General features: G+C 39.3%; 20 protein-coding genes. All 20 read left to right on the forward strand.

All coding sequences use genetic code 11. The features are described 5' to 3' along the window. Positions 1-56: 56 nt before the first annotated feature. The 20 genes from KQ486_RS08660 to spoVS all read left to right on the forward strand — a co-directional run bounded on the left by KQ486_RS08660 (position 57) and on the right by spoVS (position 20,790). On the forward strand, positions 57-1,100 hold the full coding sequence (locus KQ486_RS08660; RefSeq protein WP_216687389.1) for an aspartate-semialdehyde dehydrogenase: 1,044 nt from the start codon (positions 57-59) through the stop codon (positions 1,098-1,100). A gap of 20 nt (positions 1,101-1,120) precedes the next feature. Further along, a complete protein-coding gene (gene dapG / locus KQ486_RS08665) occupies positions 1,121-2,338 on the forward strand; it encodes an aspartate kinase (RefSeq protein ID WP_216687390.1) in 1,218 nt (405 codons plus the stop codon). A 17-nt stretch (positions 2,339-2,355) separates the two neighbouring features. Beyond that, positions 2,356-3,222: a 4-hydroxy-tetrahydrodipicolinate synthase gene (dapA, locus tag KQ486_RS08670; RefSeq protein WP_216687405.1), complete on the forward strand. Its 867-nt coding sequence runs from the start codon at positions 2,356-2,358 to the stop codon at positions 3,220-3,222. Positions 3,223-3,341: 119 nt separating this feature from the next. After that, a complete protein-coding gene (locus KQ486_RS08675; RefSeq protein ID WP_216687391.1) occupies positions 3,342-4,079 on the forward strand; it encodes a ClpP family protease in 738 nt (245 codons plus the stop codon). Further along, positions 4,076-4,282, forward strand: a complete 207-nt coding sequence (locus KQ486_RS08680) for a YlzJ-like family protein (RefSeq protein ID WP_216687392.1) — start codon at positions 4,076-4,078, stop codon at positions 4,280-4,282. Before KQ486_RS08675 ends, KQ486_RS08680 begins: the two co-directional genes overlap by 4 nt. Before the next feature lie 100 nt (positions 4,283-4,382). Further along, positions 4,383-6,650 carry a DNA translocase FtsK gene (locus tag KQ486_RS08685; protein ID WP_186278496.1) on the forward strand — a complete coding sequence of 756 codons (2,268 nt, stop codon included), beginning with the start codon at positions 4,383-4,385 and terminating at the stop codon, positions 6,648-6,650. 452 nt (positions 6,651-7,102) lie between these two features. Continuing rightward, a complete protein-coding gene (locus KQ486_RS08690) occupies positions 7,103-7,831 on the forward strand; it encodes a MerR family transcriptional regulator (protein WP_144159224.1) in 729 nt (242 codons plus the stop codon). 61 nt (positions 7,832-7,892) lie between these two features. Further along, positions 7,893-8,093 carry a hypothetical protein gene (locus KQ486_RS08695; RefSeq protein ID WP_144159222.1) on the forward strand — a complete coding sequence of 67 codons (201 nt, stop codon included), beginning with the start codon at positions 7,893-7,895 and terminating at the stop codon, positions 8,091-8,093. Positions 8,094-8,230: 137 nt separating this feature from the next. Further along, entirely contained in the window at positions 8,231-9,517 is a 1,287-nt protein-coding gene (gene yfmF / locus KQ486_RS08700; protein WP_144159219.1) for an EF-P 5-aminopentanol modification-associated protein YfmF, read from the forward strand. Further along, on the forward strand, positions 9,514-10,803 hold the full coding sequence (gene yfmH / locus KQ486_RS08705; RefSeq protein ID WP_216687393.1) for an EF-P 5-aminopentanol modification-associated protein YfmH: 1,290 nt from the start codon (positions 9,514-9,516) through the stop codon (positions 10,801-10,803). The genes yfmF and yfmH overlap by 4 nt, the downstream gene beginning before the upstream one ends. 2 nt (positions 10,804-10,805) lie before the next feature. Then, entirely contained in the window at positions 10,806-11,522 is a 717-nt protein-coding gene (gene ymfI, locus KQ486_RS08710; RefSeq protein ID WP_216687394.1) for an elongation factor P 5-aminopentanone reductase, read from the forward strand. 70 nt (positions 11,523-11,592) lie between these two features. Then, positions 11,593-11,841 carry a DUF3243 domain-containing protein gene (locus tag KQ486_RS08715; protein ID WP_144159210.1) on the forward strand — a complete coding sequence of 83 codons (249 nt, stop codon included), beginning with the start codon at positions 11,593-11,595 and terminating at the stop codon, positions 11,839-11,841. Between the two features lie 820 nt (positions 11,842-12,661). Next, on the forward strand, positions 12,662-13,450 hold the full coding sequence (locus tag KQ486_RS08720) for a YmfK family protein (protein ID WP_144159207.1): 789 nt from the start codon (positions 12,662-12,664) through the stop codon (positions 13,448-13,450). 18 nt (positions 13,451-13,468) lie between these two features. Next, positions 13,469-14,395 (forward strand): helix-turn-helix domain-containing protein, encoded by a 927-nt coding sequence (locus tag KQ486_RS08725; protein ID WP_144159204.1) that lies wholly within the window; start codon positions 13,469-13,471, stop codon positions 14,393-14,395. A 93-nt stretch (positions 14,396-14,488) separates the two neighbouring features. Continuing rightward, a complete protein-coding gene (gene pgsA / locus KQ486_RS08730; RefSeq protein ID WP_144159201.1) occupies positions 14,489-15,067 on the forward strand; it encodes a CDP-diacylglycerol--glycerol-3-phosphate 3-phosphatidyltransferase in 579 nt (192 codons plus the stop codon). Further along, entirely contained in the window at positions 15,064-16,326 is a 1,263-nt protein-coding gene (locus KQ486_RS08735) for a competence/damage-inducible protein A (RefSeq protein WP_216687395.1), read from the forward strand. Before pgsA ends, KQ486_RS08735 begins: the two co-directional genes overlap by 4 nt. Before the next feature lie 132 nt (positions 16,327-16,458). Continuing rightward, positions 16,459-17,499, forward strand: a complete 1,041-nt coding sequence (gene recA / locus KQ486_RS08740; RefSeq protein ID WP_144159194.1) for a recombinase RecA — start codon at positions 16,459-16,461, stop codon at positions 17,497-17,499. A 385-nt stretch (positions 17,500-17,884) separates the two neighbouring features. Continuing rightward, positions 17,885-19,450, forward strand: coding sequence for a ribonuclease Y (gene rny / locus KQ486_RS08745; protein WP_216687396.1), 1,566 nt, complete (start codon positions 17,885-17,887; stop codon positions 19,448-19,450). Positions 19,451-19,624: 174 nt separating this feature from the next. Next, the gene (locus KQ486_RS08750) at positions 19,625-20,422 is read left to right on the forward strand and encodes a TIGR00282 family metallophosphoesterase (RefSeq protein ID WP_144160147.1); all 798 of its coding nucleotides are present in this window, start codon (positions 19,625-19,627) and stop codon (positions 20,420-20,422) included. A gap of 107 nt (positions 20,423-20,529) precedes the next feature. Continuing rightward, the gene (gene spoVS / locus KQ486_RS08755; RefSeq protein ID WP_093855602.1) at positions 20,530-20,790 is read left to right on the forward strand and encodes a stage V sporulation protein SpoVS; all 261 of its coding nucleotides are present in this window, start codon (positions 20,530-20,532) and stop codon (positions 20,788-20,790) included. Positions 20,791-20,985: the final 195 nt, after the last annotated feature.

Consider the following 20,985-nt stretch of genomic DNA (forward strand, 5'->3'; position numbering starts at 1 on the left):
CGCTCAGTAATGTGCTAAAATAAAGAAATAAAGAGAATCTTTTGGGGGTTACTACAATGACTAATTCAAACCAATACAATGTAGCAGTAGTTGGCGTTACAGGAGCTGTCGGCCAACGAATTATTGAAATGCTTGAACAGGTTGATTTTCCAGTGAATCAATTGATTCCACTTGCATCAAAACGTTCTGTTGGTAAGACTGTGGATTTTAAAGGTGAATCCATCGAAATTAAAGAAGCACTACCGGAACAATTTGATGATGTCGATATTGCTTTCTTCTCAGCCGGGGGTTCAGTTTCTAAGCAACTGGCTCCGGAGGCTGTTGAACGAGGAGCGGTTGTCATTGACAATACGAGTGCCTATCGAATGGATGAGCAAGTTCCATTGGTCGTACCAGAAGTCAATGAACAGGATATTTTGAACCATCAGGGGATTATTGCTAATCCAAATTGCTCAACCATTCAAATGGTTGCTGCTTTGGAACCAATTCGTCAAAAATATGGCATGAAACGAATTATTGTTTCGACCTATCAGTCTGTTTCTGGCTCAGGAAATCAAGCGATGGATGAATTGACGCATCAATCACAAGCAATGTTGAATAACGAAGAAGTGTTTGCCGAAGTTTTGCCGGTTAAATCGGAGAAAAAACATTTTCCGATAGCTTTTAACGCTTTGCCGCAAATTGATACTTTTGATGAAAATCATTACACACTTGAAGAGATGAAGATGGTAAATGAAACGAAAAAAATTATGCATGACGATGAGCTGCAAGTATCCGCTACGTGTGTACGTTTGCCATTTTATTATTCGCACGCGGAGAGTGTTTATGTTGAAATCGATCATGACAATATTTCCATTGATCAATTTCAAGGCGCATTAAAAGGTGCTCCGGGTGTTGTGTTGCAAGATGACGTTCATCATCAAATTTATCCAACTCCACTTTCTGCAGAAGGAAAAACAGATGTCTTTGTAGGAAGAATCCGTAAAGATCTGGATGTTTCCAATGGTTTTCATCTGTGGGTTGTTTCTGATAACCTACTGAAAGGAGCGGCTTGGAATTCTGTCCAAATCGCACAAAGTTACATTAAATTAGCTAAATAATGGATTGCTCGAGGTGGACTATGAAGTTTTTAGTACAGAAATTCGGAGGTACTTCTGTCCGAAATAAAGAAAGTCGAAAACATGCTATTCGACACATTAAGAAAGCAATTGATGAAGGTTATAAAGTTGTAGTCGTCGTATCGGCCATGGGAAGAAAAGGTGAGCCTTATTCAACAGATACTTTATTAGAGCTCGTTCATTATCCGAATACTCAATTGACTTCCCGTGAAATTGACTTGCTCATGTCTACAGGTGAATTGATCTCATCAATTGTCATGGCAAATGAGTTAAGAGAAAGTGGTCTCATCGCTTCTGCTTTATCCGGTCCACGGGCCGGAATATTAACGACTGACGATCATATGAATGCGAGAGTCAATAAAGTGATACCAGATGAGTTACTGAATTATTTCAAGAGTAACGATGTGATCGTTGTTGCGGGCTTTCAAGGGGAAGATGCGAATGGCGATATTACGACGCTAGGGCGTGGTGGATCAGATACATCCGCAGTAGCTCTCGGAGCAGCGCTCGAAGCGGAATTCGTCGATATTTTTACAGACGTGGATGGAATTAAAACGGCCGATCCGGTCATCGTCAAAAATGCAAAGACATTAAAGGTGATGACCTATAATGAAATTGTTCATTTAGCATATGAAGGAAGCAGAGTCATCCACCCGCGAGCTGTTGAGATTGCCATGCAGGAAAAAATTCAGGTGCGTGTTCGTTCAACTTATTTGGAAGATGAAGGCACGCTGGTTACATTCAAGAAAACGCCAGGTTTAGATAGAGGATTCAAAGATCAACTTGTCACAGGGATCGCTCATCAAGCCGGAATTACTCAAATAAAGGTACGAACAAATACATCTAATTCCATGGAACTTCACGATCAGTTGTTGACTGAGTTAGCAGCAGCTGGAGTTTCCGTTGACTTTTTTAATATTTTCTCGAAAGGTATTACATTTACCGTTCCGAATGATAAATTGAAGCGAACAACAGAGATTATCGAACGGTTAGCGGTTGATTATGAGATCAATGAAAATTGTGCAAAAGTTTCAGCAGTAGGAGCTGGCATTCAAGGGGTTCCTGGTGTGGCAGCAAAAGTGGTTTCAGCTCTTGCGGGACAACAAATTCAAATTCTACAATCTGCAGACAGTCACACAACAATTTGGCTTCTCATTAAAGAAACAGATCTTGAAAAAGCCGTGAATGCACTACACGACACATTTTTATTAAATACGTAAGAGAGGGTCGATTGAAAATGAATTTTGGAAACGTACTAACAGCTATGGTTACTCCTTTCAATGAATCGAATGAGTTAGACTTAGAGAAAACGGAACAGCTTGTAGAATATCTTATTGCAAATGGTTCAGACGGCCTCGTTGTTGGTGGTACAACAGGTGAATGGCCTACATTGACAGAAGAGGAAAAACTTCAACTTTTTGAGCAAGTCGTAAAAGTTGTAAACGGACGTGCAAAAGTCATTGCTGGAACGGGTACCAACAGTACAGAGAGTTCAATTGCCATAACGAAAGAAGCATCCAAAACGGGTGTTGATGGAATTATGCTTGTAACACCTTATTACAACAAACCAAGTCAAGAAGGATTGTATCAGCATTTCAAAGCAATCGCTGATGCGACGACATTGCCGATTATGCTTTATAATATTCCAGGACGTTCTGTCGTTGATATGTCGACAGAAACGACAATCAGGCTTTCCAAAATTGATAATATCGTTTGTACGAAAGACGCCACTGGTGATTTAGATCGAATGAGTGAAATTATTGAGCAAACGGACAATGATTTCAGTTTATATTGTGGTGACGATGGATTGACATTACCATCGCTTGCTGTTGGTTCAGCAGGCGTCGTTTCTGTGGCAGCCCATGTCATTGGAAATGAAATGCAAGAAATGGTTTCGGCATTTCAGCAAGGAAATGTGAAGGAAGCAGGCGATCTGCACCGTCAATTGCTACCGAAAATGAAGGCGTGCTTTATGGCTCCTTCACCGGCACCAGTGAAAGCAGCTTTAAACAAGAAAGGCATAAATGTCGGTTCAGTACGGCTGCCGTTATTACCGTTAACTGACGAAGAAGAACAAACATTAAGTAACAGTCTGGGACTATAAGCTTAAAAGATCCTACAGGGTACGATCCTGTAGGATTTTTTACGTAATAGAAGAGCTTTATTTCAAGGAGTATGAATCGAATATTTTCGCACACACTACCGAATAAAGGTGGTGTATATATGAGCGAGCAAGAAAATGAAAAAAATGAAGCACAACCCCAACAGCCAGATGGGGATGGTCCCGAAGAATCATTAGTTGATAAAATTAAACAATTAGGGCAAACCAATGTCCCGTCAGCACCAGATTCCAATATTCATATTTTACCGATTATTGGTCAAATTGAGGGACATCTTCAACTTCCTTCCAAAAATAAAACAACTAAATATGAGCATGTGTTGCCGCAACTTGTTGCCATTGAACAAAATCCGAAAATTGAAGGTGTTATCTTACTGTTAAACACTGTTGGCGGTGATGTGGAAGCAGGTTTGGCATTGTCAGAAATGGTAGCTAGCTTATCCAAGCCAACCGTTTCCATTGTATTAGGCGGTGGTCATAGCATTGGGGTTCCAATAGCAACAAGTGCTGACTTTTCGTTTATCACTGAAACAGCAACGATGACGATTCATCCCATTCGATTGACAGGTTTAGTCATTGGGGTACCGCAAACATTTGAATACTTAGACAAGATGCAAGATAGGGTCATTCGCTTTGTAACAAATCATTCCAATGTAGACGAAGAAAAATTTAAAGAATTGATGTTTGAAAAAGGTAATTTAACACGCGATATTGGAACAAACGTTATTGGCGAGGATGCAGTGAAGTATGGGTTGATCGATGAAGTTGGCGGTGTCAGTGAAGCCATTAAAAAGCTCAATGAATTGATTGATGAGAAAAATGAAGGTCAGGTGATTCAATGATCCATTATACACCTTTAACCTATGAAGAGATCTTTGAAGAAGAGGAAAATGAACAGATTCAATGGGTATCGATGAAACACGCGATGGTAAAGGTGAGAAAAAAAGCTGATTTATCAGGCTATGAAATCGATCAAATGATTTCAACCGATCCCAATGATTATTTAAATCAACAATTGATGCCTGGATCCAATTTCTATTTGTAACTTTTCAACTACTTTCAACACTTCGAGAGTGTGATATAATGAATTAACGACGAAGCAGCCAAGTATGGCTGCTTTACTGATTTATTTCGAGGTGAAGAAAGTGGCAAAGAAGAAAAAGAGAAATAGACGAAAAAATAATCGAAAGTCAAATCTATATTTTGAACTGATTGGACTGGCATTCATCCTATTTGCCATTTTTTCAAGTGGGATTCCGATGATATCGAACGGAGTGATTCCGCATGTTTTAGTAACGTTACTCCAATGGCTGTTTGGCTTTTGGTATATAGTAATTAGCGGATTCATATTCTTTATAGGTATCTACTTATTGATCAAAAGAAAATGGCCGAATTTTAAATCCATTCGGTGGATCGGTTTTTATCTATTATTTGCTTCAATCTTATTATTTACACACGTACAAACATTCGAAACGATTGTACAAGCGACTACTCAAAATATATTCGGGTTAACGTGGGATTACTATGAAGCCTATCAAAATGGAGAAGTAGATTATTCAGCAATCGGCGCAGGTATGACAGGTGCGATATTATTCGTATCTAGTTTTTATCTATTATCTGGTGTAGGTTCAAAAGTTGTCGCAACATTTGCGATCGTTTTTGGCATGATCATGCTGACAGAGAAATCGATCATTGATGTCATTAAAGGGTTTTTCAGTAACGTACAAGCTCGGTTTACAAAGATGCGAGAAAAACGGGCCGAACGAAAAGAAGCAGCCGAGAAGGCCAAAGAAGAAGAATTAGAAATCGAAAAAACGTACGAAGTGACTGACTCAGAACCAAATCCTGTTATTGAAGATTTCCAATCGGCTGAACCAGAGAAAGCTGAACCAGAACCAATGGAAATCGAGACAAATGAATGGACGGAAAATGTAGAAGAACTTCCCGAAGAGGGAGAAGAAGTGATGGCTTTAACGGAGGTAGAGAATGAGTCATACCGGTTACCATCTCTTCAGCTACTTGCAAGTCCAGTCAGTCATTCACAACAGCAAGAGAAATCTCAAATTCAATCCACAGTAAGAAAGCTGGAACAAACTTTCCAAAGTTTTGGTGTGAAAGCTAGAGTTTCGAAAGTGCATGTAGGACCAGCAGTTACTAAATATGAAGTTAATCCTGATATCGGTGTGAAAGTAAGTAAAATTGTCAATTTACACGACGACTTGGCACTTGCTCTTGCTGCGCGCGATATACGTATTGAAGCGCCGATCCCAGGAAAATCAGCGATTGGAATTGAAGTACCAAACTCAGAAGTTGCTCAAGTATCACTCCGTGAAGTAATGCAACCACAGATGAAACCAGAATCCAAACTGCTCTTTGGCTTAGGTCGAGATATTGCTGGTGAATCCATTGCTTCCGAGTTGAATAAAATGCCTCACTTACTGATTGCAGGTGCAACAGGAAGCGGTAAAAGTGTTTGTGTCAATGGTATTATTACGAGTATATTGCTACGCGCAAAACCACATGAAGTGAAAATGATGATGATTGACCCGAAAAAAGTGGAATTGAATGTGTATAATGGCATTCCACATTTGTTGGCTCCTGTTGTAACAGATCCAAAAAAAGCATCGAAAGCATTGAAAAAAATCGTTTCTGAAATGGAAAGAAGATACGATCTGTTTTCGGATACGGCAACGAGAAATATTGAAGGATATAATGAACACGTGGACAAGGTGAATGAAGAAGAAGGTGAAAACCATCCGCACTTGCCATATATCGTTGTATTAATTGATGAATTGGCAGATCTAATGATGGTTGCCTCAAATGAAGTAGAAGATGCAATCACCCGGTTAGCTCAAATGGCAAGGGCCGCTGGAATTCATTTGATCATCGCAACACAACGTCCATCCGTGGATGTCATTACAGGTGTAATCAAAGCGAATATTCCGTCACGAATCGCGTTTAGTGTCTCTTCAGCTACCGATTCACGGACAATTTTAGATGGGAATGGTGCGGAGAAGCTACTCGGTAAAGGAGATATGCTGTTCCTGCCTGTCGGCGCTTCTAAGCCTACAAGGATTCAAGGTGCTTTTCTATCCGATGAAGAAGTCGAACGTGTTGTAGACCATTGCATTACCCAACAAAAAGCACAGTATCAAGAAGAAATGATTCCTGAAGAGACGTCCAAAGATATGGAAGAAGTAGATGACGACCTTTATGACGATGCCGTCCAGTTAATCATTGAAATGCAAAGCGCCAGTGTTTCCATGCTACAACGGAAATTCAGGGTAGGCTATACGAGAGCTGCGAGGCTGATCGATGCCATGGAAGAAAGAGGGATTGTTGGTCCGTATGAAGGAAGCAAGCCAAGAAAAGTACTGGTTAGTCAGCAACCTGAGGAAACATCTATGCAGTAAAACGTACGAAGCTAGTCAAGAAAATTTCTTGACTAGCTTTCTTTGTGGCTTAAAAATATTTGTTAGGTTAAATAGACAATATAGTTTAGATTTTAGGATTCGATGACGGCCGTTGGTGGCAGGCGACCTTAGAGCTTCAGTGTTAAACAGGCTGTCTTCAGTGTTAATTTGCGGAGCTTCAGGGTTAATTCGCGGAGCTTCAGGGTTTATCTGCAAGACTTCAGGGTTAATTTGTGAATCTTCAGGGTTAATCCGCTGTGCTTCAGGGTTAATTCGCAAACCTTCAGGGTTAATCTGCAAACCTTCAATATACGCCCATCGTCATTATCATTTCGTCTCAGCCTCAATTGACTTAGATAACTCATTTATTTTTTCATCTAACTTCACAGAATAATTATTGACCCTCACGTAACGAGATGCTTTATAGTTATGGATGAAGGGAGAATCTCGAAATGAAAGTGAAAGAAGTTGCTGATTTAGTGGGCATCAGTGTACGTACACTCCATCATTATGATGAAATTGGCTTATTGATCCCTGAGGATATGACGCAAGCGGGTTATCGAATATATTCTGAAAAAAATCTTGAACATCTGCAGCAAATTTTATTTTTTAAAGAGCTTGGTTTTTCTTTAAAGAAAATCAAAGAAATCATGGAAAGTCCAACATTCAATCGGCAAGAAGCTTTAACGAAACAACATCAAATGCTTTTAGAAAAAAGAAAGCGAATTGATCAAATGATCTGGACCATTGAAAAAACCATTCAACATTCGAAAGGAGACATAACGATGACAAATGAGGAAAAGTTCAAAGGCTTTGACTTTAGCCATAATCCATATGAAGAAGAAGCTAGAGAAAAGTGGGGTGACAAAGCAGTCGATCAAGCAAATGAAAAAACAAAAAACATGACTACCTTTGACCAAGAAAGGTTTAATGAAATTTTTCGTCGGTTGGCTGAAGTTCGCCATCTGTCACCCGATTCAGAAGAGGTTCAAGAACGAATCCAAGAATGGTTTCAATATTTGAATAAAATAGGAAACTATTCGCTTGATGCATTTAAGGGCTTAGGCCAAATGTACGTGAATGATGAACGATTTACGAAAAACATTGACCAATTCGGTGAAGGCTTGGCCGAATTCATGTGTACTGCGATGAGCGTTTATGCAGACCGAAATAAAAAATAGATTCGTGTTGATTTTTAATTCGCATACGTCCTATAGGTAAAGTGCTCCGACGATCAACCATATGAAGCCGCCGAATAACTGGGCGAAGCCATCGAAAACGCAAGCGAAGCCGCCGAAAAACGGAGAGAAGCCATCGAAAAACGGAGAGAAGCCATCGAAAAACCAGGTGAAGCCGTCGAAAACCCAAGCAAAGCCGCCGATAAATCGTGGAGAAACTGATCATGAATCATCAACAACGGACTTCAACAAAAAAATAAAATGACCAACAAGCAAAACTTTCCGTACCAACAAATTCGTTTCGGCGAAATATACATGACAAATCCTTTGCAAATCGCCCGTGTAGTATGAAACGATTGTTTCATGTAAACTATAGGTTATGAAGGATAAAGGAGGATGTATATGTCGCAGGTAACAGAACAAACCATCAAAAAAGACAATTATTCAATTCATTTAATTGATACGAAAAAATTTAAAACAAATACGATTGCATTAAAATTCACACGTCCACTGAAGCGTGAGAATATTACAGAACGTGCACTTCTTCCGTTTGTTTTACAGAAAGGTACAGAAAAATATCCGACGGAAAGAGCGTTACGACAGCAGCTTGACGAACTGTACGGCGCTAAATTCAGCATTTACGGAGCCAAAAAAGGTGAAAATCACATTGTTACTTTTGTATTGGACATACCAAATGAAAAATTCATTAAAGATGAAGAGACGCTAACCAAGGAAGGGCTTCAATTTTTGAGTGATGTACTTACCAAGCCCAAGGCTAAAGATCAGGCGTTCGATGAAACATTGGTTGAGAAAGAAAAAGACACATTAAAAAATAAAATCCAATCGATCATTGATGAAAAAATGCAGTATGCCAATATGCGTTTAATCGATGAAATGTGTGAAGACGAAGCATTTGGCATTCATTCACATGGCTATTTAGAGGACCTTCCGCAGTTAGATGGAAAAAGCTTATATGAAACTTATCAACAGATGCTCACAGAGGATCGCTTGGATGTTTTCGCAGTAGGTGATTTTAACAACGAACAGATGGAAAAAGATATCGAGGAAAATCTTACGTTTACAAGAAACCCACGATTATCAATTGTTCGTTCAGAACCAATCTTGCCGGAAAAAGTAGATACCATTACAGAAAAACAAAAAATTCAGCAAGCAAAGCTTCATATGGGCTTTCGCACAGGTGTTCATTTTTCTGACGACAATTTCCCTGCTCTTCAAGTTTTCAATGGAATCTTTGGTGGTTATCCTCATTCCAAGTTATTCTTGAACGTTCGAGAAAAACATTCTTTGGCTTATTATGCTGCTTCCCGCTTCGAAAGCAATAAAGGTCTGTTGTTTGTTTTCAGTGGGATTGCCCCTGAAAAATATGAACAAGCGAGAGAGATTATTGAAGCACAGCATCAGGCAATCAGTGAAGGTGAAATTACAGACAAAGAGATCGATCAGACCAAAAAAGCAATCACCAACCAGTTGAAAGAAACATTAGATCGTTCAACAGGAATCATCGAATTGTTTCACCAGCAAGTGATCGGTGGGAAGTCTGAAGATCCACAAGCCATCGCTGAAGCCATTCAATCTGTTACGAAAGAAGATGTTGTTGCCGTTTCAAAACAAATCCAATTAGACACGGTTTACTTTTTGACTGCTGAGAATGGAGGGGAAGAAGTATGAAAGAACTGAATATACCTCGAATCAATGAAACAATCTATCAAGAGACATTGCCGAATGGGTTAACGGTCTTTTATTATCCTAAAGAAGATTTTGAAAAAACGTTCGCTATTTTCTCGACCAATTACGGGTCAATCGATCAAAAATTCACGCCATTAAACAGTGATGAGTTCACTCAAGTGCCTGATGGGATTGCCCATTTCTTAGAGCATAAGATGTTTGAAAAAGAAGATGGCGATGTATTTCAGCACTTTTCAGAGCGAGGGGCTTCAGCTAACGCATTTACGTCATTTACTCAAACAGCCTATTTATTTTCCAGTACGGAAGATGAGGAACGAAATGTTGAAACCTTGCTCGATTTTGTCCAAGATCCTTACTTCACTGAACAAACGGTGGAAAAAGAAAAAGGAATTATTGAACAAGAAATCCGGATGTATGATGACCAGTCAGATTGGCGTTTATTCTTTGGAACGCTCCAATCCATGTTTGAAAAACATCCGGTACGAATCGATATCGCGGGAACAGTAGACTCAATCTACACGATTACCCATGACGACTTATATTTATGTTATGAAACATTTTATCATCCATCGAACATGTCTCTCTTTGTCATCGGGAACTTTTCTTTACAAGAGATGGCTGAATTAGTCAGAAACAACCAAGCAAAGAAAGAATTTGCACCGATTGAGGAAATAAAACGGGACTACGGTGATGAAAAAGATCCGGTTTTCAAGAAAAAAGAAGTCATCCATATGCCTGTACAAACACCTAAATGTATGGTCGGAATCAAAGATAAAAAAGAACAGCTTCAAACGAATGAATTACTGAAGAATGAGCTTGTCCGTGAACTTGTGATGGATTTGTATTTCTCTAAAAGCGGAAAGTATTTTGAAGAGCTATACAATGAAGGGTTAGTCATGGAAACCTTACGTCTTGAGGCGTATATGGAAAAATCATTCGGAGTGACAATGATTGGCGGAAGAACACTTAAACCAGAAGAATTCAGTGAACGTGTCATCGACATGTTGTTGAACTTAAAAAATACAACCGTGTCAGAGGAAGAGTTTGCCAGAATGAAAAAAAGAAAATACGGTGAATTAATTCGTGACTTCAATGAATTAGAGGGTACAGCTAACCAAATCATTCACTATCATGATCTTTCTGTCGATTATCGAAATATTTTCGAGACATTGGAGAACTTGACAAGAGACGATATGAAAGAAGTAATTGACGGATGGATTGATGAGGACCAAATGACCGTTTGTATGATCTTACCGGAAGAGGAATAATGATGAGAGAAACTGTTCTTGTTATTGGAGCGAGCAGTGATTTGGCTCAAGAAGCCATTCATAGCTTGGCTCATCCTTCAAGACAATTTATCCTGCATTACCACGAAAATAATGAAGCGATCGAGAAAACCATGTCTTTATTAGATGAAGATCAAGTCATTATGAGTGTTCAGGCAAATCTCACGGATGAAACAGAAATTCATCAATTAATCGAATCCATCCCATTTCAAATATACGGTATATTGTTTGCTCAAGGTCGTAGTTATCATGAGCTATTAACAGAATCGTCAGCTGAAAAGATGGATGAGCAATATAAGATACATGTGAAATCAACGATGTTGATCGCGAAAGCCTTTATACCTCAAATGATTGCTCGTAAAGAAGGTAATATCGTGGTGATCTCCTCAATTTGGGGCGAATTAGGTGCGAGTAATGAATCGGTTTATGCGGCGATGAAAGGCGCCCAAATTGCATGGATGAAGTCCATCGCAAAAGAAGTAGGGCCTTCAAAAATCCGAGTGAATGCCGTGACACCTGGCTTAATTGATACGAAAATGAATAAACTTATTCCAGTGGAAGACCAGGAAGAGTGGACAAATCAAGTGCCTTTACAACGGGCTGGTCAACCAAAAGATGTAGCAAACTTAATCCGCTTCCTTTTTTCGAGTGAAAGCAAGTATGTCCATGGACAAGTCCTTCGATTAAGTGGAGGTTTATAAATAATTTTCATGTATAAGGTTTCATCTTCCGTAGAAAATATAGGTGAAGAATAGTAAAGGAGGATGAACCATGTCCATAATGGATAACTTCGATCAATGGAAGGATTTCTTAGGTGACCGTCTTAATCAAGCGCAGGATAAAGGAATGCAACAAGATACCATCAACAACCTAGCTTACGAAATAGGTGAGCACTTAGCATCTAAAGTTGATGCAAAAAACGATGAAGAAGCAATTCTTCGTGACCTTTGGAATGTTGCTTCCGAAGAAGAAAGACGTACGATGGCTAGCATGATGGTAAAGCTAGTTCAAAATCAATAAACAACCCACTAGCCCGGAAAATGATATCCTAGTCATTTTTCGGGTTTTTTATAAAGAATAGTAAGGGTTAATCATTCTTTTGTAATTTACCTGTACTTGAATCAATTTGATCAATTAGAGTACTCGTTATCTGTGAAGAACACAAACGTTGTTATAAGAGTCTCGATGCCGGGGTTGGAAACGAGAGTCTGAATTCGGTTGAATGGACGACGCCTAATCACCTGGACCAGAAGCGAAGGTCAAATTTCGGTTGAATAGAGAGCATCTAATCACCCGGACCAGAAGCGAGAGTCAAACTTCGGTCGAATAGAGAGCATCTAATCACCCGAATCGGAAGTGAGATTCAAATCCCGGTCGAATAGAGAGCGCCTAATCACCCGGATCGGAAGTGAGATTCGAATTTCGGTTGAATAGATCGGGTATTTGGTAGGTAACCAGCCAATCATGCGTACAATTATATAGTGAGTAAAACAGTACAAGGCTTTACGGAGAAGCCTTCATATCGAAGACCTGTTCAACTGAACTATACAACTATGATTCAATAGCAAATTATGAGAATCGCTGAACGTATTCCAACAAACACAAACTGCACACCTAAAAACAATCTTAAAATATCACAACTCTTTAATTAAAAAAGATTGATCCACATAGAAAATTCCATGATAAAAAAGTACATGTACTAGGGCGAAAGAAGTGAAATTGAAAGTTTTTTTAAAAATAAAGAGGGAATATTATTAATATGCTTTATCTAGTTGCTAAAATAATTTATGATAATAGATAGTGTACTTCTTGATTACCTGGGGAAAAAGGGTGTTTAGAGATGACGGACGATCGAAAAGATTGGTATTTTGAATATGAAATTTTGCATAATCGACCTGGTTTACTCGGTGATATTGCATCCTTGATGGGAATGCTTTCCATTAACATTATTATGATTAATGGTGTTGAAGATGCTCGCCGTGGTATGCTCCTACTAAGTAGAGATGATCGACAAATCAAGCGTTTACGCATCATTCTGGATATTATGGAAACGATTGAAGTACGTAAACTTAGACGACCGAAACTTCGTGATAAACTAGCCGTCATGCATGGCAGATACATAAAAAGTGATTCGGATGACAAAAAAACGTTTCGCTTTGTTCGTGATGAATTAGGTGTGCTTGTTGACTTCATGGCTGAACTGTTTAACAAAGGTGGCCATGTGCTTATTGGAATTCGTGGTATGCCGCGTGTCGGTAAAACGGAATCCATTGTCGCAGCAAGTGTTTCTGCCAATAAGAGATGGTTGTTTCTTTCCAGTACGTTGTTAAAGCAAACTGTACGTACTAAATTGATGAAGGATGAGTATTCTACGGATAATGTTTTTATTATTGACGGAGTTGTTTCAGCAAAGCAATTTGGTGAGGATCACTGGAGAGTATTACGTGAAGTGATGCAAATACCTGCGGTGAAAGTTGTTGAACACCCGGATATATTTGTACAGCAATCGGATTACACATTGGATGACTTTGATTATTTTATTGAATTGCGAAGTGATACCGATCAAGAGATCACTTACAAAAGTCTTGAACCTGATCAAAGTGATGAATTTTCAATGTTTGACTTTTAAAGTGGACGGTGGATAGCTATGGAAATCGGTAAAAGATTACAAGAAGAACGGTTAAATCAGGGTATTTCGCTTGAAGAAGTAAAAAGTGAAACGAAAATTCAGACCCGTTACTTAACCGCAATCGAAGAAAATGATTGGAGTAAAATGCCGGGAAATTTTTATGTGCGTGCTTTTATACGTGAATATGCTGAAGTTCTAGGAATCGATTCCACTTCGCTGTTAGAAGAACATAAAAATGAACTGCCTCAGACGGATGATGTGTCGTATGAATATGTTTCTACACCTTCACGAAAAGATTCCAGAAGTGGTAATAATGCCTTTTTTTCTTTTCTCCCAAAGTTATTGGTATTTGTTCTGGTGATTGGAATTATTTTTGGCATTTGGTATTCGTATGTGAATTATATCCATCCCGCCTTAACGAAGGATGAAGATTCTACAGGAAGTGAAGAAGGTTCGGAAATTATAGCCCCTGACACGGAGGAAGAAAAATCAACTGATGAATCTGCCGACAAAGACACGACAGATGGTGATGAGTCATCCGACCAATCAGGAGATGGAAATGAGGAACAACCTGAAAAGACAGAGCAGCCTAGCCTTTCTGTCGAAGAAGTAGATGAGGATGCAGCAACGCCATTGACGACAGTTCGTTTGACTGAAGCGGAAAATTTGGAGCTTGAATTTGAAATTGATGGTGAAACATATTTATGGGTTCACGGGTTAGAAGATGGACAAGTAGTTGAAAAGTATGGAGATGAACGAGTTTACACATCTGATGATTCGCCGTTAACAATAGATGCATCTGGGTCGAATCTTGTCGAGCTGAATATCGGTAAAGCTTCTGTCGTTAACCTATCCATCAATGGTGTTGAATTTGATTATCCAATCGATGCAAATGAAGAAGTCCATCAAAAAATCCACATACTCTGGGAACCTTCAGCATCGTAAGCTTATCGTGATTAACGTTCGATCCTTTGCCTAAAGCAAAGGATTCCTTTTTTATAATTAAATATAGAAGAAACAAACTTGGAGGAAGATTGTATGAATATACCTAATAAAATTACGCTTTCACGAATTTTTATGATTCCATTATTCATTATTTTGCTTGTTGTGCCATTTGATTGGAGTACATATTCAATAGGTGCAATGTCCCTTCCTTTATCACACATGTTGGCTGGGATCTTATTTATCATTGCCTCAGTCACAGATTGGGTCGATGGATATTACGCCCGTAAATATAATTTGATTACAAACTTAGGGAAATTTTTAGACCCATTAGCTGACAAATTACTAGTTTCGGCGGCTTTGATTTGTTTAGTCGAGTTAGGAATGGCTGAGGCATGGTTGGTCATCTTGATTATCAGCCGTGAATTTGCAGTAACCGGTCTTCGTTTAGTGGCAGCCGGTGAAGGAATTGTGCTTGCTGCAAGTAATATGGGAAAGTTGAAAACGGTATTGCAAATTAGTGCAACAGCCTTTTTATTGCTTCATCATTTTCCTTTCTCTTATTTGGATTTTCCCATCGGAACCATACTTCTATATTTGGCCGCTTTCGTTACCGTTCTCTCCGGGGTGGAGTATTTCATGAAAAACTGGCATGTAATGAGGGATTCTAAATGAGTCACGAAAAAACATGTGAAATTATATCCGTTGGCACAGAATTGCTACTTGGCCAGATTGATGACACGAATGCAACTTGGTTGTCGGAAAAGATGGCGACACTTGGTTTAAACGTTTACCATCGTCAAACAATTGGTGATAATCGAAAACGGTTATATGAAGCCTTCAAACTCGCTCAAAGCCGATCAGATCTTGTAATCGTCACTGGAGGCCTCGGACCGACAGATGATGATTTAACACGTGATGCAGCTTGTGACCTATTCGGTTGTTCGCTGGAAACCGACTTAGATACGATGAAAAAGATAGAGGATTTCTATCAGAAACGTGAAATGAAAATGACGGAAAACAATCGAAAACAAGCCCTTTCATTTTCGGGTGCTACTGTTTTTCAAAATGAAGTTGGCATGGCTCCGGGCTTATGTTACCGACACGAAGAAACCGTATGGTATTTCCTACCCGGGGTACCTACGGAAATGAAATGGCTTGTCAATCACCGTCTAATTCCTGACTTGTATGCACGTGATTTCTTGCAATATCAACTGTATAGTCGTGAGTTGAATTTTCAAGGGATTGGCGAATCGACTATTGAATCCGAATTAATCGACCTTATTCGTGAGCAATCAAATCCAACGATTGCACCACTTGCTGGTGATGGCCATGTTACGATTCGGTTGACAGCAAAAAGTGTTTCAAAAGAAGAAGCCGATCAGTTACTGGATCGTTTACAGGAACAAATCCTATCTCGTGTTTCAAATTACTACGTCGGCGATCGACCGAACACGTTGGAAAGACAGCTCATTGGAAAATTACGCGACAAACAGCTGACATTCTCAGCTTGCGAAAGTATTACAGGTGGACTTTTTGCATCTCAAATCGTTTCTGAATCGGGTGCATCAGACGTTTTTCGAGGTGCGGTCGTATCTTATACGAATGAAGTCAAGCAGCATGTTGTTAACATTCCAAAAGAAATTTTAGAACGTTTTGGAGCTGTCAGTGAGGAATGTGCTCGTTCGATGGCAGAGAGATCAAGAGTGTTAATGGGTTCAGACTTGTCCATTAGCTTTACAGGTGTTGCTGGAAATGAACCTGTCGATGGTCATTCAAACGGAACTGTTTTCATAGCTGTTTCCAGTAAAGAAGGGCCGACTCTTTGTGAAAAATTAAACTTGACCGGTAAGCGAAATGAAATTCGACAACAAGCGACGAAGCAAGGTTTAAAATTTTTTCTAAACTATATAAAAATCAATTACCCCAACTAGAAAACGCCGTTTTCTCCTACAGATAACCATGTTTTCTCTAGGAGAAAACGGCAGAACAGATATTCGCTTTTTTGTTGGCAAAATGCTAAAATCATAGTATGATAGAGTTAGTTAAATGAAGGGGGAAAATTAATGAGTGAGCGTAAACAAGCACTTGATATGGCTTTAAAGCAAATAGAGAAGCAATTTGGTAAAGGTTCCATCATGAAATTAGGCGAAAGTGAAGGACAGAGAGTTTCAACGGTATCTTCTGGTTCACTAAGTTTAGATATTGCACTTGGTGTTGGCGGTTATCCACGCGGAAGAATTGTTGAAATCTATGGTCCAGAATCTTCTGGTAAAACAACTGTTGCTTTGCATGCGATTGCAGAAGCACAAAAGCAGGGAGGACAAGCAGCATTTATCGATGCGGAGCACGCGCTTGATCCTGTCTATGCGAAGAATCTAGGTGTAGATATTGATGAATTATTATTATCACAACCAGATACAGGTGAACAAGCACTTGAGATTGCTGAGGCATTAGTCCGTAGTGGAGCAATCGATATTGTTGTCATTGACTCCGTTGCTGCTTTGGTACCGAAAGCTGAAATTGAGGGAGAGATGGGCGATGCGCACGTCGGTCTTCAAGCTCGTTTAATGTCCCAGGCATTAAGAAAGCTTTCCGGTGCAATCAATAAGTCGAAAACGACAGCGATATTCATTAACCAAATTCGTGAAAAAGTAGGCGTAATGTTCGGAAATCCTGAAACAACACCTGGTGGACGGGCATTAAAATTCTATTCTTCTGTTCGATTAGAAGTTCGACGGGCTGAAACGTTGAAACAAGGTAATGAAATGGTCGGGAACAAAACGCGTCTTAAAGTCGTTAAGAATAAGGTAGCCCCACCATTCCGTCAAGCTGAAGTGGATATTATGTATGGAAAAGGAATTTCTAAAGAAGGAGAAGTCCTTGATTTAGGAACGGATCAAGATATCGTCGAGAAAAGCGGGTCATGGTATTCTTATCAAGGCGAGAAACTTGGACAAGGTAGAGAAAATGCGAAACAATTCTTCTTGGATAATCCAGATATCTATGAAAGCGTGTATGATGAATTACGAGATGCCTACAATATATCTGGCAAAGAACCTGATGAGGAACAAGCAGAAGATCAGGAAGAGCTAGATTTAAACTAGTCATCCTAATTTAGTGTAAGAATAAACGAAAAGAAGCTGTTCTTTAATATAAAGTAGTTCAGTTTTAGTGTGCAAACCTTCAATTTGCCCTTCAATTGAACTACTTTTTTTGTCTTTTTTAGGGAAAACCATATCGATAAAAGTGAAGGATTGAACTCAATTACAAACAATTGATTTTGTTGAACTAAAGAAATCACAAAATCTTTTGTCGAAATTGTTGTACGATTTCGGAGGTTTCCTTGACATGATTTATGGACAGGCTTAAAATGAAAGTGTATAATTTTCATTTTTTAAGTCAAAAAATGATGACAAGATTGTACATTACCGACTGAAACAAAACAATTGGATCAATTGAAAAAAATGAATAGCAAGAGGAGGTGAACGTATGGATAGTTTACCGATCATTATCATCTCCATTTTGCTTGCTTTAGTTGTCGGTACTGTTGTTGGGTATCTTATTCGTAAGAAGATTGCAGAAGCGAAAATTTCTAGTGCTGAAGAGCTTGCTAAACAAATTGTCGAAGAAGGTGAGCGGAACGCAGAATCAGCGAAACGTGAAGCGCTGTTAGAAGCGAAAGACGAAAATCACCAATTGCGTCAAGAGCAAGAACAAGAGTTACGCGAAAGACGTTCAGAAATCCAGAAACAAGAGAATCGTCTGATGCTCAAGGAAGAAACCCTTGATCGTAAAAGTGAAACTTTGGATAAACGTGAGCTGATGTTAGAAGAAAAAGAAGAATCCTTGACAGAAAAACAACAACAACTTAATAAAGCGGAAAGCAAAGTGGAAGAAATGGTTGCTGAACAGCAGAAAGAACTGGAACGTATTTCAGGCTTTACGGAAGAAGAAGCACGTCAAATCATTCTTGATCGAGTAGAAAAAGAAATGGCGCATGAAACGGCATTATTGATTAAACGTGAAGAAACGAAAGCCAAGGAGCAAGCGGATAAGAAAGCAAAAGAGCTGCTCTCCTTAGCAATCCAGCGCTGTGCAGCAGATCATGTATCGGAAACGACTGTGTCTGTCGTCAACTTGCCTAATGATGAAATGAAAGGACGAATCATTGGTAGGGAAGGACGAAATATCCGTACTTTGGAAACATTGACTGGTATTGACCTAATTATTGATGATACACCAGAAGCGGTAATATTATCTGGCTTCGACCCAGTACGCAGAGAAATTGCGCGCATAGCGCTTGAAAATCTCGTTCAGGACGGAAGAATCCACCCAGCTCGAATTGAAGAGATGGTGGAGAAATCCCGCCGCGAAGTCGATGACTATATCCGTGAGGTTGGTGAAGAGGCTACGTTCGAAATTGGTGCACATGGAATACATCCTGATCTCATCAAAATCATCGGCCGATTAAACTACCGTACAAGTTATGGTCAGAACGTCTTAAAGCACTCATTAGAAGTAGCCTATTTATCAGGACTTCTAGCCGCAGAGCTTGGTGAAGACGAGCAACTTGCCAGACGAGCTGGTTTATTGCATGATATCGGAAAAGCCGTGGATCATGAAGTAGAAGGCAGTCACGTTGAAATTGGTAAGGAAATCGCTCAGAAGTATAAAGAACACCCTGTTGTCATCAATGCGATTGCATCTCACCATGGTGATGAGGAACCGACAAGCATCATTTCCGTATTAGTGGCTGCTGCTGATGCTCTATCAGCTGCTCGCCCAGGAGCAAGAAGTGAGTCGTTGGAAAACTATATTAAACGACTTGAAAAATTAGAATCGATTGCCGATTCTTATGAAGGTGTCGAAAAATCATTTGCCATTCAGGCTGGACGTGAAGTTCGAATTATGGTCCGCCCAGATGATATCGATGATGCAACAGCTATTCAATTAGCAAGAGAGATTCGTAAACAGATCGAAGAAGGTCTGGAGTATCCAGGTCACATCAAAGTAACAGTCATCCGTGAAACACGCGTTGTTGAATACGCAAAATAAGCAAAATGCCAAAAGACTGACGAAAGTTCAGCGCTTTTGGCATTTTTTAACCTTAATGATGATTACATTGAAAAACGTCTAGGTGTAGTACATAAATCACACCTATCAATCTTTTGACTCACTAATCAGATTATGCAACGATAAATGTATTGAACGGTAGAAAGGAAATTGAAAATGAACATTTTGTTTATCGGTGATGTTGTTGGCAAACCAGGACGAACAGCATTAAAAGAACATTTACCTAATTTAAAGAAAGAATACAAAGCAGATTTAACTATTGTGAATGGAGAAAACGCGGCTCACGGTAAGGGTCTTACGAAACCCATCTACCATAACTTCCTTGAGTGGGGCGCGGATATGATCACGATGGGTAACCATACGTTCGATAAAAAAGAGATATTCGATTTTATTGATGATGCCGATCGGATTGTTCGACCTGCAAATTACCCAACAGGAACACCTGGAATTGGTATGCGATTTATGAACATTCATGACAAGGTAGTTGCAGTCATTAATATCCAAGGACGAACTTTTTTACCTCCATTGGACGACCCATTTCAAGTGATTGATACGCTAATTGAGAAGGCTAAAAAACGAACTTCAATTATATTCGTCGATTTTCATGCGGAAGCGACGAGTGAAAAACAGGCTTTTGGTTGGTATCTAGATGGTCGTGTGAGTTGTGTGGTTGGCACACATACCCATGTCCAAACATCAGATGAACGAATATTGCCTAAGGGTACTGCTTTCATTACCGATGTCGGTATGACGGGTCCTTATGACAGTGTGATAGGGACAGAAATCGAATCTGTTATTAGAAGATTCAGAACATCCTTACCTGTCCGCTTTGAAGTACCGGAAACCAATCGAACTGTTCTCAGTGGAGTCATCGTTTCAGTTGAAGAATCAACGGGTATAGCTAAGCGTATAAAGCGAATACTGATTAATGATGACCATATTAAATTTAGTTGAATATTTGAATTTTTCGGACAAGTGATTCATAATTAATGTAATAGGTTCCAGTCATGATGAATAGATTAGTGATGAAATCAATTTAGCTGATGAAGGAGGAACTAGTAATGGAAATACTCAAAGTTTCAGCAAAATCGAATCCAAACTCTGTAGCAGGTGCTTTAGCAAACGTGCTTCGTGAACGAGGTTCAGCAGAAATTCAAGCAATTGGTGCCGGAGCATTGAATCAAGCTGTGAAAGCAGTAGCCATTGCAAGAGGATTTGTCGCTCCTAGTGGCGTTGACTTAATTTGTATACCAGCCTTTACAGACATCATGATTGACCAAGAAGAACGAACAGCAATCAAGTTAATTGTAGAACCTAGATAATTAAAAGATAGTACGAAATTATTTGAATCACTGACTGGCATTGAAACTATATTTCAATGCCAGTTTTAATTATGAGATGATAAATGTGTCGATTTTCTCACATTTCCTTTGTAACTGTCATGATTGTGTTGTTAAAATAAGATAAAGTCGATATACTGTTAACATGTACGAATGACCATATAAGTTCGTTGAGAT

This window comes from Allobacillus halotolerans, from assembly GCF_018967645.1.
Lineage (GTDB): Bacteria > Bacillota > Bacilli > Bacillales > Alkalibacillaceae > Allobacillus > Allobacillus halotolerans.